14 protein-coding genes and 1 tRNA gene are annotated in these 16,857 nt (G+C 63.2%); 7 read left to right on the top strand and 8 right to left on the bottom strand.

Annotated features, from left to right (window positions below; genetic code table 11):
• Window positions 1-77: 77 nt before the first annotated feature.
• The 5 genes from trpE to KY494_RS14700 all read left to right on the top strand — a co-directional run bounded on the left by trpE (window position 78) and on the right by KY494_RS14700 (window position 4,577).
• Entirely contained in the window at window positions 78-1,574 is a 1,497-nt protein-coding gene (trpE, locus tag KY494_RS14680) for an anthranilate synthase component I (protein ID WP_141171636.1), read from the top strand.
• 1 nt (window position 1,575) lies between these two features.
• Window positions 1,576-2,139 carry an aminodeoxychorismate/anthranilate synthase component II gene (locus KY494_RS14685; RefSeq protein WP_092719017.1) on the top strand — a complete coding sequence of 188 codons (564 nt, stop codon included), beginning with the start codon at window positions 1,576-1,578 and terminating at the stop codon, window positions 2,137-2,139.
• A gap of 65 nt (window positions 2,140-2,204) precedes the next feature.
• A complete protein-coding gene (gene trpD / locus KY494_RS14690) occupies window positions 2,205-3,248 on the top strand; it encodes an anthranilate phosphoribosyltransferase (protein WP_219891412.1) in 1,044 nt (347 codons plus the stop codon).
• 34 nt (window positions 3,249-3,282) lie between these two features.
• Window positions 3,283-4,083 (top strand): indole-3-glycerol phosphate synthase TrpC, encoded by an 801-nt coding sequence (gene trpC / locus KY494_RS14695; protein ID WP_219891413.1) that lies wholly within the window; start codon window positions 3,283-3,285, stop codon window positions 4,081-4,083.
• 20 nt (window positions 4,084-4,103) lie between these two features.
• Complete coding sequence (locus KY494_RS14700) at window positions 4,104-4,577, top strand: hypothetical protein (protein ID WP_219136703.1); 474 nt, start codon at window positions 4,104-4,106, stop codon at window positions 4,575-4,577.
• Here the strand turns inward: KY494_RS14700 and KY494_RS14705 are convergent.
• The 8 genes from KY494_RS14705 to KY494_RS14740 form a co-directional block, all read right to left on the bottom strand.
• Window positions 4,528-5,703 (bottom strand): GGDEF domain-containing protein, encoded by a 1,176-nt coding sequence (locus KY494_RS14705; RefSeq protein ID WP_219136702.1) that lies wholly within the window; start codon window positions 5,701-5,703, stop codon window positions 4,528-4,530. The two genes, KY494_RS14700 and KY494_RS14705, sit on opposite strands and share 50 nt — an antisense overlap.
• 207 nt (window positions 5,704-5,910) lie before the next feature.
• On the bottom strand, window positions 5,911-7,740 hold the full coding sequence (locus KY494_RS14710) for a M61 family metallopeptidase (RefSeq protein ID WP_219891414.1): 1,830 nt from the start codon (window positions 7,738-7,740) through the stop codon (window positions 5,911-5,913).
• Window positions 7,741-7,767: 27 nt separating this feature from the next.
• Window positions 7,768-8,376 (bottom strand): NTP transferase domain-containing protein, encoded by a 609-nt coding sequence (locus KY494_RS14715; RefSeq protein WP_219891415.1) that lies wholly within the window; start codon window positions 8,374-8,376, stop codon window positions 7,768-7,770.
• A 13-nt stretch (window positions 8,377-8,389) separates the two neighbouring features.
• Complete coding sequence (locus tag KY494_RS14720; RefSeq protein ID WP_219891416.1) at window positions 8,390-10,654, bottom strand: xanthine dehydrogenase family protein molybdopterin-binding subunit; 2,265 nt, start codon at window positions 10,652-10,654, stop codon at window positions 8,390-8,392.
• A 10-nt stretch (window positions 10,655-10,664) separates the two neighbouring features.
• Window positions 10,665-11,123: a (2Fe-2S)-binding protein gene (locus KY494_RS14725; RefSeq protein WP_070292451.1), complete on the bottom strand. Its 459-nt coding sequence runs from the start codon at window positions 11,121-11,123 to the stop codon at window positions 10,665-10,667.
• A gap of 133 nt (window positions 11,124-11,256) precedes the next feature.
• The gene (locus tag KY494_RS14730) at window positions 11,257-11,973 is read right to left on the bottom strand and encodes a DsbC family protein (RefSeq protein ID WP_242428528.1); all 717 of its coding nucleotides are present in this window, start codon (window positions 11,971-11,973) and stop codon (window positions 11,257-11,259) included.
• Window positions 11,974-12,144: 171 nt separating this feature from the next.
• On the bottom strand, window positions 12,145-13,377 hold the full coding sequence (locus KY494_RS14735; RefSeq protein WP_258194250.1) for an FAD-dependent monooxygenase: 1,233 nt from the start codon (window positions 13,375-13,377) through the stop codon (window positions 12,145-12,147).
• A 78-nt stretch (window positions 13,378-13,455) separates the two neighbouring features.
• On the bottom strand, window positions 13,456-15,639 hold the full coding sequence (locus KY494_RS14740) for a S41 family peptidase (protein WP_258194938.1): 2,184 nt from the start codon (window positions 15,637-15,639) through the stop codon (window positions 13,456-13,458).
• Window positions 15,640-15,983: 344 nt separating this feature from the next.
• Here KY494_RS14740 and KY494_RS14745 point away from each other — a divergent pair.
• Together KY494_RS14745 and KY494_RS14750 are read left to right on the top strand one after the other, a co-directional pair.
• Window positions 15,984-16,059: transfer RNA gene (locus KY494_RS14745), tRNA-Phe, on the top strand.
• 255 nt (window positions 16,060-16,314) lie between these two features.
• Entirely contained in the window at window positions 16,315-16,848 is a 534-nt protein-coding gene (locus KY494_RS14750) for a hypothetical protein (protein ID WP_219887341.1), read from the top strand.
• Window positions 16,849-16,857: the final 9 nt, after the last annotated feature.

Below are 16,857 nucleotides of genomic sequence, written 5' to 3' on the forward strand. Positions count from 1 at the left end.
AGTGGCAGGTTTTTTGATAACCCACCGCAGGGTTTGTGCATCGCGCACACTTGTACCCTGACGGCATGGAGAGACACATGACCGAACTCGAATTCAAATCGCTGGCCCAGCAAGGCTACAACCGCATCCCTCTGATCGCGGAAGCTTTTGCCGACCTGGAGACCCCGCTCACGCTGTACCTGAAACTGGCACAGACCCAGCAAGGCGGCAAAAACACCTTTCTGCTCGAATCCGTCGTCGGCGGCGAACGCTTCGGCCGCTATTCCTTCATCGGCCTGCCCGCCACCACGGTGTTGCGCAGCCATGGCAACCGCACGGAAATCGTCAAGAACGGCGCCGTGATCGAAGAGCACGAAGGCAATCCGCTCGACTTCATCGAACAGTACCAATCGCGCTTCAAAGTGGCCCTGCGCCCCGGCATGCCGCGTTTCTGCGGCGGCCTGGCCGGCTACTTCGGCTACGACACCGTGCGCCACATCGAGAAAAAGCTGGCCGGCGGCGCGCCGAAAGACGACTTGAACCTGCCCGACATCCAGTTGATGGTGACGGAAGAACTGGCCGTCATCGACAACCTGTCCGGCAAGCTGTATCTGATCGTCTACGCCGACACCACGCAGCCCGAGTCGTTCAGCAAGGCGCGCCAGCGCCTGAAAGACTTGCGCATGATGCTGCGCCGTGGCGTCGATGCTCCCGTGACCAGCGCTTCCGTGCGCACGGAAACCATCCGCGACTTTTCCAAGGAAGACTACCTGAAGGCCGTCGCCAAGGCGCATGAATACGTGATGGCCGGCGACCTGATGCAGGTGCAGATCGGCCAGCGCATCCGCAAACCGTATGTCGATTCGCCGCTGACCCTGTACCGCGCCCTGCGTTCGCTCAATCCGTCGCCGTATATGTACTTCTATAATTTCGGCGACATGCAGATCATCGGCGCCTCGCCCGAGATTTTGGTGCGCAACGAGACGAGGGCGGACGGCGGCAAGAAAGTCACCTTGCGCCCCATCGCCGGCACCCGTCCGCGCGGCGCCACGCCAGAGCGCGACGCCGAGCTGTCGGCCGAACTGCTGGCCGATCCGAAAGAGATCGCCGAACACGTGATGCTGATCGACCTGGCGCGCAACGACATCGGCCGCATCGCCGAAACGGGCAGCGTGCAAGTCACCGACCGCATGGTCATCGAAAAATACTCGCACGTGCAGCACATCGTCTCGAACGTGGAAGGCACGCTGAAAGACGGCCTGTCGAACCTGGACGTGCTGCGCGCCACCTTCCCCGCCGGCACCCTGACGGGCGCGCCGAAAGTGCGTGCCATGGAAGTGATTGACGAACTCGAAATCACCAAGCGCGGCATCTATGGCGGCGCCTGCGGCTACCTGTCGTTTGGCGGCGAAATGGACGTGGCGATCGCGATTCGTACGGGCGTGATCAAGGACGGCATGCTGTATGTGCAGGCCGCGGCCGGCATCGTGGCCGACTCGATCCCCGAAATGGAATGGCAGGAAACCGAAAACAAGGCGCGCGCCGTATTGCGCGCCGCCGAACAAGTGCAAGATGGCCTGGATGGGGAGTTTTAAGATGCTGCTAATGATCGACAACTACGACTCCTTCACCTACAACATCGTGCAGTATTTCGGCGAGTTGGGCGAAGACGTGCGGGTCTACCGCAACGATGAAATCACGATCGAGCAGATCGAGGCGCTGAACCCGGACCGCATCTGCATCTCGCCCGGCCCGAAAGCGCCGGCCCAGGCGGGCATTTCGGTCGAAGTGCTCAAGCACTTCGCCGGCAAGAAACCGATACTGGGCGTCTGTCTGGGCCACCAGGCCATCGGCGAGGCGTTTGGCGGCAAAGTCATCCGCGCCAAGCAGGTCATGCATGGCAAGACTTCCCTCATCGCGCATACGGGCGTGGGCGTCTTCAAAGGCTTGCCCAGCCCCTTCACAGTGATCCGCTACCACTCTTTGGCGATCGAACGCGCCTCGCTGCCTTCCTGCCTGGAAGTGACGGCGTGGACGGACGACGGCGAAATCATGGGCGTGCGCCACCGGGAATACGATATCGAGGGCGTGCAGTTTCACCCCGAATCGATCCTCTCGGAGCACGGCCACGCCCTGCTGAAGAATTTCCTCGAGCGCTGATTCCAAGCGCACGCCACGGCGTGCCATCAGTGTCCTCCTGCGCCATCATTGAAGAAGGAAGCATCATGCCGATCACCCCACAAGAAGCCCTGCTGCGCTGCATCGAACACCGCGAAATTTTTCACGACGAAATGCTGTACCTGTTCCGCCAGATCATGTCCGGCGAAATGTCGCCCACCATGATCGCGGCCCTGACCATGGGTTTACGCGTGAAAAAGGAAACCATCGGCGAAATCGCCGCCGCCGCGCAAGTGATGCGCGAGTTTTCCACCAAGGTGCCGATGGCCGACACCACCAACCTGCTCGACATCGTCGGCACGGGCGGCGACGGCGCGCACACATTCAATATCTCCACCGCGTCGATGTTCGTGGCGGCGGCAGCCGGCGCGCGCGTGGCCAAGCATGGCGGGCGCAGCGTCTCGTCCTCGTCCGGCAGCGCCGACGTGCTGGACTCCCTGGGCGTCAACATCAACCTGCAACCCGAGCAGATCGCCCAGTCGATCGCGCAAACGGGCATCGGTTTCATGTACGCACCGAACCACCACGCGGCCATGAAGCATGCGGCGCCCGTGCGCAAGGAGCTGGGCGTGCGCACGATCTTCAATATCCTCGGCCCGCTGACGAATCCCGCCGGCGCCCCGAACATCCTGATGGGCGTGTTCCACGCCGACCTGGTCGGCATCCAGGTACGCGTGCTGCAGCGCCTGGGCGCGCAGCATGCCATCGTCGTGTATGGCCGCGACAATATGGATGAAGTGTCGCTGGGCGCGGCCACCATGGTGGGTGAATTGATCAACGGCGAAATCCGCGAATATGAAATCCATCCTGAGGATTTCGGCATGTCGATGATCGCCAGCCGCAATCTGAAGGTAGCCGATTCCATCGAATCGAAAGCCAAGATGATGGAAGCGCTGCGCGGTGAACCCGGTGCGGCGGCAGACATCGTCGCCCTGAACGCGGGTACGGCGCTGTACGCGGCCGGCGTGGCCAGCTCGATCGAAGATGGCCTGGCGCGCGCGCGCACCGCCGTCAGCTCGGGCGCCGCCCTGGCAAAACTGGAACAATTCGTGCAAGTGACGCAGCAGCTTGGCACCCCGGCGCAAGCGTAAGCTCCTCGCCCTCCTTGAAAGAATAGCGACCATCATGTCCGACATACTCGATAAAATCCTGGCCGTGAAGGCCGATGAAGTGGCCAAGGCCAAAGCCCACCGCAGCCTGGCCAGCCTGCGCGGCGACGTGGAAAGCGACAGCGCCCTGCGCACCGATCTGCGCGGCTTCGAAGCGAGCCTGCGCCAGCACATCGCCGCCGGCAAGCCCGGCATCATCGCCGAAGTCAAAAAGGCGTCGCCGTCGAAAGGCGTGATCCGCGCCGACTTCCGCCCGGCGGACATCGCCGCCAGCTATGCGGCGCATGGCGCGGCTTGCCTGTCCGTGCTGACGGATGAACAGTTCTTCCAGGGATCCGTGGCCTATCTGCAGCAGGCGCGCGCCGCCTGCGCCATTCCCGTGCTGCGCAAGGACTTCATGGTCGACATGTACCAGATCTATGAAGCACGCGCCATGGGCGCAGACTGCATCCTGCTGATCGTCGCGGCGCTCGACCATGGCCTGATGGCGGAGATGGAAGCGTGCGCCCACGAACTGGGCATGGGCGTGCTGATCGAAAGCCATGATGGCGACGAACTGACGGCGGCCCTGAAACTCAAGAGCGCGCTGATCGGCATCAACAACCGCAACCTGCGCACCTTCGAGACCTCGCTCGACACCACCATCAATCTCTTGCCGCGCATCCCGCAAGACAAATTGATCATCACGGAATCGGGCATCCACAGCACGGCCGACGTGCAACGCATGCGCGACGCGCACATCCACAGCTTCCTGGTGGGCGAAGCGTTCATGCGCGCGCCCGACCCCGGCGTGGAGCTGGCACGCCTGTTCAGTTAAACCATGGTAGGCTGGCAGCCATGAGACACGCAATCACCGTCCTTGCCGCCACTGTCCTGCTGTCGGCCTGCCAGACTGCACCCCCGCAAGGGGAGCGCAGGCCTTCGCCAGCGGAGCGCATTCCCTCTGGCACGCCGGCCGCGCTACAGCTTGCCGCCAACATCGACGCCTACAAGTCGCTGGTGGCGCAGCAGATCATGGCAGCCAACGGCGCCTACATGTTCAGCGGGCGCCTGCCGCCCATGCTGCCGGCCATCGTCGTGCTCGACCTGAGCGTGGGCCCAGACGGCGAGCTGAAAAGCGTGCACGTGCACCGTTCGCGCGACAGCGAAGCCTCGGCCGCCGCGCTGGCCGCCGTGCGGCGCGTGCAAACTCTCTTTCCGCCGGCGGCACACCTGATGCGCCGCCACGCCAAAACCTTCGATTTTTCCGAAACCTTCCTCTTCAACGACCAATACCGCTTCCAGCTGCGGACATTGTCAGGTCCGCAGTAAACGCGGCGGCATCGAGCTCGATGCGGTCGCGTCCCCGCTCCTTGGCCAGGTACAGGGCCGCATCGGCGCGCGACAGCAATTCTTCCAGCCCCTCCACCACCGATGCCTGGCAAGCGACGCCGATGCTGACGGTACACGAAGGCAGTCCCGCATGACTGGACTCGCGCAGCAAGGCGCGTATGCGTTCAGCCACGCCCAAGGCATTATGTACAGGCATATCCGGCATCAGCACGACGAACTCCTCGCCGCCGAAACGCGCCACGCAATCCGATTCGCGCAAGGCGCCTTTGATAACGGTAGCCACATGCGCCAGCACCTGGTCTCCCACCGCGTGACCGTGGCGGTCATTGATCGATTTGAAGTAATCGAGGTCGATGCTGAGCAGTGTCAATGGCACACGGCGGCGGCGCAGATTATCTATCTCGCGCGCATAGGCATCGCCAAAGCCGCGCCGGTTCAGCACCTGCGTCAGCGGATCGTGGGTCGAGCGGCGCTCCAGTATCTGCTGCAGGCGGCGCGTCGCCACCGTCATGAAGCCCACCGTCAGCAGCAGCGCCATGAAATTGGCGACCGCCAGATAGATGCCGGCCGGCGTGCCGGCCACCGCCAGGTTCACGCTGGCGCCGCCATGCAGCAACGCCGACACGCCGCGCGCCAGCACCACGACAGCTTGCATCAGCATCAGCGCACCAAAGAAAAAACTCGAAAAATGGCGCTCGCCATGGCGCCATACCAGCTGCACCTGGCGCGCATAAAGCAGGAAGACCAGCAGAGAGAAGACCGCCACGCGCGCCGAGAAGTCGGGGTGCACCAGCAGCCACCAGCTATTGCCGGCGATGGCCAGGGCAAGTATCAGCAGATAGGCGCGGCGACTCGTCGCCAGGCCATAGAATTTCTCCGTGCCCAGCATCGACAGACCGATGCCGGCCACCAGCGCCGCATTGGCTGCGATCATGGACAATGCCGGCGGCAGCACCTCGCGGGTGCCGAATAGCAGGGATGCGCACACCAGCAACAGCAAACCGGCGGCCCAATGTCCCAGGCCATGCACCTCGCGCCGGAAACTCCGATACACCGAGAACATGACAATGCTCATCGCCCCACACATCAGGGTCGTCATCAGCATGATCGTTCGTGGATCGAGGGTTTGCACGTTGGGCGCGATCTAAAAGAAACAGTTCGGCAATTTTAGTTTAGTTGAAGGAAAATTAGTTCATTTGCGGTAAATATGATGGCACAGCGCCAATATTAGTGGATTAGTTGCATTTAAGAAGTTGCATCTTGAAATGAAAAACCGGCCATAACGGCCGGTTTCTGACTTAGCGCATGATCATCATGCGGCGCTAGGACGCTTAGGCCCCGTGGCCTTCTTGGGCGCCGGCAGCAGTGTCAAGCTGACGCCAGGAACACGGTCGCCCTGCAATACGGTGGCAAACGTCATCAGCTCGTCGCGGCGGAAGGCGTGGATCGCCACCCTGGCGCCGACGGCGTAACGGCCCAGCAAGGTATCCAGGTTGGTGCCCGTCACGCGCAAGCCATCGACCGCCACCAGCACGTCGCCCGCCGACAGGCCGGCCACATGGGCGGCGCCGCCCTGGTGCACCTGCGCCAGTTTGGCGTCGTTGCCGTCGCGGCCCAGGTTGACGTCGAGGCTGGGCTTTTCCGCCCTGCGCTGGTCACTGTATTTCACGCCGAACGGCGCCAGCAGGCGCGCCAGCGGCACGTCGTCCGTGCCGCGGATGTAGCGCTCGAAGAACGGCTTCATGCGCGTGCCGGAGACCTCATCGAACAGGGCTTCGACTTCGGCCGGCGTCACGCCGCGCGCTTTACCCTTGTAGAAATCGCGGCCGTAGCGCTGCCACAGCGCCTGCATCACGTCGTCCAGCGATTTCTCTCCATGCGTCTTGCCGCGGATCGTCAGGTCGAAGGCCAGCGCGATCAGCGAACCCTTGGTGTAGTAGCTGACGATGGCGTTCGGCGCGTTTTCATCCTGGCGGTAGTACTTGCCCCAGGCGTCGAAGCTGGAATCGGCCACGCTTTGCTTGGTGCGGCCGCTGCCGCGCAGCACACTGTTGACGGTCTTGCCGAGCAATTTGAAATAGGCCGCTTCATCGATCAAGCCCGCGCGCACCAGCATCAGGTCATCGTAATAACTGGTGAAGCCTTCGAACAGCCACAGCAGCGGCGAATAGCTTTCCGCCTGCAGGTTGTACGGCGCAAAGGCGGCCGGCTTGATGCGCTTGACGTTCCAGGTGTGGAAGTACTCATGGCTGCACAGGCCGAGGAATTTCAGGTAGCCCTCGCCGATCTCCGTGCTGCTTGACGCCGTCGTCGGCAAGTCCGCGCGGGCGCAAATCAGCGCCGTCGAGGCACGGTGTTCCAGGCCGCCGTAACCGTCGCCGACGGCCATGGTCATGAACACATAGCGGTCCATCGGCGCTTTTTTTGTCTTCGGCTCGAAGAAGGCGATCTGCGTTTCGCAGATGGCTTTCAGGTCGCGGCACAAACGCGGCAAGTCCAGGTTCGGCACCTTGCCCGTGACGACGATATCGTGCGGCACGCCATGCGCCTTGAAAGTGGCCAGCGCGAAGTCGCCCATTTCCACCGGATGGTCGATCAGCTCATCGTAGTTGGCCGCCTGGTAGCTGCCGAAGCCATAGCGCTTCGCCTTGAGTTCCGGCAGGGTGGTGGCGACTCGCCAGGTCTTGCAGGCCGCATCCTTCGGCTGCACGATGTGCACCTCGTGCGGCTCGGCCTCCTGGCCCAATACGCGCAGGAATACGCTGGTGCCGTTGAAGAAGCCGTGATTCTGGTCCAGGTGCGCGGCGCGCACGGACAAATCCCAGGCGTAGACGTCGTATTCGACCGTCAAGGCGCCCTTGCACGGCGCGGCTTGCCACGAATGCTTGTCCAGCTTGCTCAGCGCCACGGCCTTGCCCTCGGACTCGGCGCGGATGCTGACGATGTTGCGCGAAAATTCGCGGATCATGTAGCTGCCCGGGATCCAGGCCGGCAAGGACAAGACCTGGCCGATGGCGGCCGGCGACTTGACCGTCAAGGTGACCTTGAACATGTGGCCAGCCAGGTCGGAGGCGGCGATGCTGTAGATGATGCCGGCGGCGGGCGCCTTGGCGATGCTTTTTTTAACTGGAGCTTTTTTCATGTTTTCCTTGTGTCTGGCATGGATGTTCTAAAGTTGCCCGGGCGCGCCATGCACCGGCGACAAATCGTCAGGTGTATCAATATCGCGCAAGATGCCGCTGTCGTCCACTGTCACTTCGCATACGGCATGGCTGTTGACGATGCTGCGCGCGCCCTGGTCGCCATCGAGCGCCAGCAGCAGCGGCAAGTGAAAGGCACTGAACGCGACAGGATTGCCGCGCCGGCCCTGGAACACGGGCACGGCGATGTGCGCGCCATCGCCGATGGCTTGCGACAAGGCGGCGATTGTAGCCGCTTCCACGAAAGGCATGTCGCCCAGGGCGATCAGCCAGCCCGGCGCGCCGCGTACGTAATCGATGGCGCAGGTCAGCGAGGCGGCCATGCCCGTGTCGGCATCATGGCAGACGCGCACCTCGCAGCCCAGCGCGCCGAGTGCGCGCGCCACCTGCGTGTCGTCGGCGCGCACCACGGCCAGCACGCGCGGCAAGGCCGCCAGCATGTTCCTGGCCGCCGCCACCACGACCGGCAAGCCCGCGTGCGGGCCTTCCGTCAACGGCTGCAATAATTTGTTCTGCACGCCGGAAGGATCGAACCTGCGTCCCCTTCCGGCTGCCAGCAAGATGCCGACCGTACTCAAAAAACTGCTACCGTCATGCGGCCGCCAGGTCGAACGGCAGCTTGCGCAGGCGCTTGCCCGTCAGGGCGAACAGCGCATTGGCAAAGGCGGGCGCCAGCGGCGGCACGCCCGGCTCGCCCATGCCCGTCGGCGCGTCGCCCGATGGCACCAGGTGCACCTCGATCACCGGCATGTCGGGCATGCGCGGCACCGGGTAATCGCCGAAGTTCTGCTGCTGCACCACGCCATCCTTGAGCGTGATGGCCGCGCCGGAAATGGTCATGCCCAGCGCCATCAGCGCGGCACCCTGCACTTGCGCCTCGATCGTCAGCGGATTGACGGCCAGGTTGCAATGCACGCCCGCCCATACCTGGTGCAGCTTGGGCGCCCCTTCCACCACGGACGCCGTCACCACGTAGGCGACCACGGAGTTGAACGATTCATGCATGGCCACGCCCCAGGCTTGGCCCTTCGGCAGCTTCTTCCTGCCATAGCCCGACTTGGCCACGGCCAGGTCTAGCGCGGCGATGTGGCGCGTGTGTTTGGCGTCGATCAGCTGCTTGCGGTAGGCGACGGGATCCATCTTCGCCACATGCGCCGCTTCGTCGATCAGGGTTTCCATGACGAAGGCCGTATGCGTCGAGCCGACGGAGCGCCACCACAGCACGGGCACGTTCGCCTTGGCCGTGTGCACGGACAGTTTCATCGGCAAGGTGTACGGCTCGCCCATGCCTTCGACCATGGTGCCGTCGACGCCATTTTTCACCATGAACGCTTCGAACGGCGTGCCGGCCATGATGGACTGCCCGACGATGGTGTGGTCCCAGGCGAGGATCTTGCCCTTGGCGTCGAGGCCGATCTGCGCGCGGTGCACATGCGACGGCCGGTAGTAGCCGCCCTTGATGTCATCCTCGCGGCTCCACATCAGCTTTAATGGACCGCTCTTGCCCGCCGCCCGGTACGCCTTGGCGACATTGACGGCTTCGACCACGTAGTCGGACGAGGGCACGGCACGCCGGCCGAAGCCGCCGCCGGCCATCATCGTGTGCAGGGTCACCTGTTCTGGTTTCAGGCCGGAGGTGGCGGCAATCGCCGCCTGGTCGCCCGTCTGGAATTGCGAACCGACCCACATCGTGCATTTGTCGGCCTGCAGGTCGACGACGCAGTTGAGCGGCTCCATCGGCGCGTGTGCCAGATAGGGAAATTCGTAGACGGCCTCGATTTTTTTCGGCGCCTTGGACAATGCGGAGACGTCGAATGCGCGCGCCACCGTGCCCGGCGTTTTGGCCAGCGCCTTGAAGGCCGCCAGTTGCTGGTCGCTGCTGACCTTTTCCACGGCGCTGCTATCCCACTCGATCACCAGCGCGTCACGTCCCTGCTTGGCGGGCCAGTAGCCGTCGGCGATGACGGCCACGCCGCTGCCGCCACGGTCGGTTTTCACTTCCAGCACCTCCAGCACGCCCTTGATGGCTTTCGCCTTGCTGGCGTCGAATTTCGCCACTTTCGCGCCAAACACGGGCGGGCGCGCCACCATGGCCACTTTCGCGCCGGGCGGCTTGAAGTCGATGCCGAACTGCTGTTTTCCCGTGGACTTGGCGGCCGCGTCGAGCCGTTTCACGGGTTTGCCGATGATGGAAAAGTCGCGCGGGTCCTTCAGCTTGACCGTGGCGGGCACGGGCTGGCGCATGGCCGCGTCGGCAAGTTCGCCATACGTCGCCTTTTGTCCGCCGGGGCCATACAGCACGCCTTTTGCGGCACGCACCTGGTCAGGGTTCACTTTCCACTGCGCGGCGGCGGCGCCCACCAGCATGGCGCGCGCCTTGGCGCCGATTTCGCGGTACTGCGTGAACGAATGGGCGATGCTGCCGGAGCCGCCCGTCATCTGCATGCCGTAGGCGGCATCCTTGTACTGTTCGCCGGCCGGCGCCAGCGCGCCCGTTACCGTCGACCAGTCGGCGTCGAGTTCCTCGGCGATCAGCATGGGCAAGCTCGTTTGCACGCCCTGGCCGAATTCCAGCCGGTTCACCTGCACCGTCACCGTGTTATCGGGGGCGATGTGCAAAAAGGCGTTCGGCGCATACACGGGCTTGGCGGGGGCGGCATCGGCCGCCTGCGCCAGTTTCCCTGCGCCGGGCAGGAAAAAGCCCAGCATCAAGCCGCCGCCGGCCACCGCGCCGGCCTTCATGAAACCGCGCCGCGAGACGCCATCGACCACGGCAACAGGCGCCGATGCCAGTGCCGCGCCCAGGGTCACGCCACCATGCTGCAATGCTTCCTGATTCAACCATTCGATACGCATGTCGTTCTCCTCAGGCCAGGGTCTTGGCCGCGTCCTTGATGGCTGCGCGGATCCGTTGATAGGTGCCGCAGCGGCAGATATTGCCGCTCATGGCGCCGTCGATGTCGGCATCGCTGGGCGACTTATTCGTGCGCAGCAGCGCCGTGGCGCTCATCACCTGGCCGCTTTGACAGTAGCCGCATTGCGGCACGTCGTGGCGCACCCATGCCGCCTGCACGGCCTTGCCCACCTGGTCGTTTTCCATCGCTTCGATGGTGGTGATCTTTTGCGCGCCCACCGAGGAAATCGGCGTGATGCACGAGCGGATAGGCTGGCCGTCGAGATGCACCGTGCAGGCGCCGCACAGGGCCGCGCCGCAACCGAATTTGGTGCCCGTCATGTTCAGGTTATCGCGCAGCGCCCACAGGATGGGCGTGGAAGGATCGGCGTCGACCTGCGTGTCGCGTCCGTTGATATTCAAGGTAATCATCTGCTGCTTCCCCTTTTTTGGATTGTTATGGCGTCTACGAACAACACTTGATGATACGACAGCGGAAAAAAAGTACAAAAAAAAGCGCGCCTTGCGAGGGCGCGCCGTCCAGCCTTCCTGGCGACAGCCCGGATTACTTAATGGTCGAGAATTTCTGTTCCAACGTTTTCGCGTCGACTGCGCCCGGAATGCGGCTGCCGTCGGCAAAGAAGATGGCCGGCGTGCCCGAGACGCGCAACTGCTGGCCCAGGGCCAGGATTTTTTCATGCGGGTTGGCGCAAGTGGCGGCCACCGTAGCCGGCGCCTTGCCGTTCAACATCCAGTCATCCCAGGCCTTGTTGCGGTCAGGTGCGCACCACACATTGCGCGACTTGACGATGGAGTCCGGCGACAGGATGTTGTACATGAAGGTGTAGACGGTGACGTTGTCGATTTCCTTCAGCGCGTTCTGGCGGAAACGCTTGCAATAGCCGCAGTTCGGATCTTCGAACACGGCGATCACGCGCTTGCCGTTGCCCTTGACGGATTTCATGGCCGAGTCGAGCGGCAGGTCGGAGAACTTGATGCGGTTGACTTCGTCCAGGCGCACCTTGGTCAGGTCCTGCGAGGTCTTGGCATCGAAGACGTGGCCCACGAACAGGTATTGCGCGGCCTTGTCCGTGTACAGGATGTCGCCACCCGTGCGCACTTCGTACAGGCCGCCGTACGGCGTTTCCTTGACCGAATCGACCTTGGCGCCTTCGCCCAGGCGCGGCTCGATCAGCTTTTTGATGCTCGCTTCCGTTGGCGTTTCCGCGCCGGCGCACGACATCATCAGGCCCGAGGCCATCAGCAAGGCGATTTTGCTCATGCTTCTGTTCATTGTTATCACTATCACTTCTCCACTTGAAACGCCTGGCGGAACTGGCACCTGGCCCGACGTCGTTATCTCTTTGACAAAACGACCGCCGCAGACCAGCTGCGGCGACCTTGAATTTTCACTGCTACCATTATCCAGCGATATCTTAAGACTTACTGATTTTCACTGATGCCCCAATGCGTGCGAAATCATTTTCCGCTTCAGGGCCGGTAATTTATCCAGCAAGTTTAATCCCAAATTGCGAACCACGCGCAGCGGCTCCAGATCGGCGCCGAATAATCGCGCCAGGCCATCGGTGGCCAGCTGCATCAGCAGCACGTCTTCCTTGCGCGCGCGCGCATAGCGGGCCAGCACGCGCTCGTCGCCGATGCCGCGGTGCGCCTCGCGTTCGCTGATCGTCTTGACCAGCTGCGCCACATCGGCAAAGCCCAGGTTCATGCCGTGGCCGGCCATCGGGTGCACCACGTGGGCGGCGTCGCCGACCAAAGCCACGCGCGGCGCCACCATGGCGTGCGGGCGCATCAGGGTCAGCGGGAACGCGCGCACCAGTTCCGGCTGCAACGGCGTGAGTTTACCCAGTTTGTCGTGGCAATACGCGGCCAGGCGCGCGGCCAGGGCGTCGGCCGATTCGGACATCAAGGTATCGGCCAGCGCATCGGGCGCCGACCAGACCAGGGAAACGCGCTCGCCCGGCAGCGGCAGCAGCGCGACGATGCCTTCGCTGCCCGTAAACCACTGGTGGGCCGCGCCATGGTGCGGCTTTTCGCAGGCGAAGTTGCTGACCACGCCCCGCTGGCCATAGGAGCGGTAATCGAGGCCGATGTCGCACTGGCCGCGCACCCACGATTGGGCGCCGTCCGCGCCCATCACCAGCGCGCAGGTGATGGTGTCGCCGCCATCGAGGTGCACGATGGCCGAGTCGTTCGTCCATTCCAGGCGACTGGCACGGCCCTGCAGCACGCTGACGTTCGGCGCGAATTTCAGGGCGGCGTCCAGCGCCTGGCCCAGATTGCGGTCTTCCACGATCCACGCCAGGGTATTCACATGGGCGCCGTAGGCGTCGAAACCGAGTCCGCCCGCCTGCGCGCCGTCACCGTTGACCAGCATGGCGTCGACGGGCGCCACCCTGTCGGCCTCCAGGGCGCCCCACACCTTCAGCGACGACAGCAACTGGTGCGCCGTGTAGTTGAGCGCATACACGCGCACATCCCAGCTGGCTTCCACCGGCTTGGCGATGGGTGCCGGAGGACTCGCCGGGGATAACAGGGTGACGCTTTGTCCTGCCTGGGCAAACGCCAGCGCCGTGGTTTTCGCGATGGCGCCGTTGCCGACGATGCAAACGTCGCTGTGGCTGTGCATGAAGCGCCGCATGGTAGGGGGAGTGGGACTGTTCATGCGGTCATTATAGCGTTTGCCGCCTCCGTTTCAGCATGCTTGCGCGCCAGAGAAAACGGGGGAAGCCAAAGATTTTGACTATTCTTGATCCTGGCGCAGAAATGCCTGCGCACGCTCCAGCACTTCGTCACGCCCCGCGCGCAAGCCGGCCACCGTGGGCGCGACCAGGATATGCGGCTGCACGCCCACTCTTTGCAGCTGGCGCCCATCCGCATGGCGCACTTCCAGGCCCGAATACCAGACATGGACATTTCCAGGAAGCACCACTTCGCGCAAATCGCCATCCGCGCCCGCGCTGGGCGTACCGATGAAGGTGACGGGAGTGGCCGCCTCGACCGCCAGCGCCAGATGCTCGGCCTGGCTTTGCGTGTGTTCGTTGATCAACATGACGACCTTGCCGTGGTACAGAGGAGCGCGTGCGGGGAGCAGGAAGTCAGGATACGCCAGTTGCACGCCGTAACTGGCCTCAGGAGCCGTCACCAGCGGCTGGTAGTTCATGGCAAAGATACTGGCGTCATTGACATTGAGCCGTTCCGCTATGGCGCGGCCCGTGCCATGCGGATAGCCGCGCATATCGAGTATGAGGGCGCGGCTGCCTTTTATCTTGTCAAACATGGCGTCCACCTCGCCCGCTTGCAAGCGGTCCAGATCGACGTAGGCAATGCCCTTGTTCACCGAGATCATCGGGCGCGCGTGGCGCGGTGCCAGCGCATCGTCCAGCGGCGTAGGCTGCAGCACCACCTCGCGCCGCTTGCCATCGCCGCCATCGACCTGCAAGGTCACGCTGGCGCCGGGCAAAAAGGTCAGCATCTCGGCCATGGCCTTGCGCCAGCGTCCCGCTTCGTTCGAGGCGGCCGTCGCGGCGCGCAACCGCGCCAGACGCGCGCCCACGTACTCGCCATCGATTTGCACGATATCGTCGCCCACCTTCAGCAGGCCCGAACGCAGCAAGGCGGGATCCGTTACATTGGCAACCAAGATGCCATCATCGATGGCGGCAAGCACCACGCCAATGCCGTGCGTGCGGCTATTCCCGCCCAGCGCCCGGCTGCCCACACCGACATGACTGTCATCCAGGCTGGCCGCCATCTCCTGCAGGATCACGCCATACTCGCGCGCATCGCGCACCTGGGCCATCTTATACAGGCAGCGCCGCAAGGCGTCATCCCAGGAACTGCTCATCAGGCGCTTGGCCGGAAAGTAATTGTCCAGCGTGGCCCACAGCTTGATGGCGGCCAGCATGCGCCACTCGCGCTCAGGCAAGCGCATGTCGCGATACGGTTCGTCGTCGTGGCGCACCGGATACAGCGCAGCGGATGCCGGCGGCGATATCACCGATATCACCGGCGTCGATGGCTGCGCCAGCAGCGCCAGCGCCGCCTTGACGGGCGCGCTGGCCGCCCCGGTGGCGCGATCCATGCGCAAGGTGCGGTCGGCGGCCAGCACGGCGGCGCTGCCGTCCGGCCAGGCCAGCTGGCCGGACGCGAATTCGACGCGCAAGCCGTCGCCTATCGACAACGTTTGCACCGGACCGGCGCGGCTGCGCCAGGCGCCCTCCTCGGCCACGATGCGCGCGCGGCCGGTGCGTTGCAGCGCCAGCACGGCATGCGGCACCGTCTGCGTGTCATTGACGATGAAGACCATGGGCAGCGCCCGCGCACCGGGCGCCGGCTGCAGCCGTTGCGCTTCCATTTGCATGAAACCCGCAGTCATGCCTTCCCATTGCCCGGGCTTATTCGGGCGCGGGCCGGTCGAAAAGCGATAGCGCTCGGCCGGCAGCAGCAAGGGTTCGGCGATCAACTGCGCCAGCACGGCATGCAGCATGGCTGGTGACGGCGCGCGGGAAAGCTCCCTGCGCGGACGCAAATCAAGTATGACTTGCAGGGCCCTGGCTGGCAGCGGCGGCGGGCCGCCATCTCGCATGCCCGGATGCAGATGTAGCAGCGCCGTGTCGCCGGGCAGCCATTCCAGCATATCGCCATCGGCCGGCCAGCGCACGTACGCCGGCGCCTCTGCCCCGATGCGCAAGGCCTCATCCTGCAGCGGCGCCATCAGGGTCGCGATGGCAAGCCGCAAACTGGGTTCATCGTATTCGTCCCGCAGTTGGGGCAAGGCCGCCACCAGCGCGCGGTCCCAGTCGATGCGGTCGTCAGCCAGGGCCGGATGCGTGGCGCGGGCCGCGCTCCACAAGCGCGCCAGCGATACGATATTCTCGTCGCCCGCCTGTGCCGGCGCTGCCGCGCAAACCAGCACCGCCAACACCGCCAATAAACCCGCCAACGCGCGCCACGCGCCCCCATTTTCTACCGCCAAGCATTGCATCGCCATCCCGGCTTCCCTGTTCCGCCATTGAAGCCAACGCCTGCGCCGCGCATAAAAAAACCGGCTGGCGCCGGTGTGTACATCGCGATGCGGATTGACTGGTTTGATAAGGAATTGATTATCAAGCAATAATACTACGCACGCAAGAGCGTTCGCCTGCAGCGCTCCCCTCCATGGCTACACGGTACATCCTTATCTAAAAAGGCAGGTGCACCCAGAAAATCCAGGAAAAGTCACAGCTAGCCCTTGCATTCGCGTTTTGATCTGCTATACTTCGCCACCTTGGCCTGGTAGCTCAGTCGGTAGAGCAGAGGATTGAAAATCCTTGTGTCGGTGGTTCGATTCCGCCCCGGGCCACCAAGAATTCGTAATACGTTCAAAAACGCCACCTTCGGGTGGCGTTTTTGTTTGTGCAATATACATTCCTGACATCAGCCCGTCTCCATGGCCGCGCCCCGGCGAATGACTGGCCTATCTCCTGACAGTACCATCACCCGATCTTTCCAGCGCCACTTTGCGCGCGCTCATGTCCGCGCTGGCAGAAATGGGCAAAATCGCAGATCGTCGATACATTCCCTCAGTTCTCACAGGTCTTTTGCTCATCAAGGGGTCGCCATGAAGCATTTCATCGTCCTTGCCTTCTCGGCCATCGTTTTAGCGTGCCCTTGGGCCATTGCCGGCACGCAAGTCCTCGGCGCGGAAATAGGCGTCACCACCAGCGAACAGCTGCGAAAAGCGCTCTCCAAGAACACCAAAATTCGAGACCAAGGAGTCAACCAGTACAGCGGCGGGCAGATGCTGGCGACAGATGGTTCACCCTACGACATTCAAGGGCTCTCGGAAGTCGTGTATATCTTCGACGCCCAGGGCAAGCTTGCGGGCGTCATCATGGATATGGATAAAGACCGTTTCTCATCGATTTATCAACTGCTGCGGCAAAAGTATAAGGTCCGCTCAGAGAAGCGCCCTTTTGTCGGAGATCAATATGCTCTCTTCAAACCTGCAGACGCAACAATCGAACTCGATGCGCCGCACCTGAGTTTTACGATGGAGGTGCGCTATCTGCGTAACGACCTCCTGCAGAAGTTCAACGCCGATACGGCAGCAGAAGAAGCCGCGAAGAAAAAAACTGAGGCCGAGAAATTCTAGGTGGCGCCC

The organism is Janthinobacterium sp. PAMC25594, from assembly GCF_019443505.1.
GTDB lineage: Bacteria > Pseudomonadota > Gammaproteobacteria > Burkholderiales > Burkholderiaceae_D > Janthinobacterium.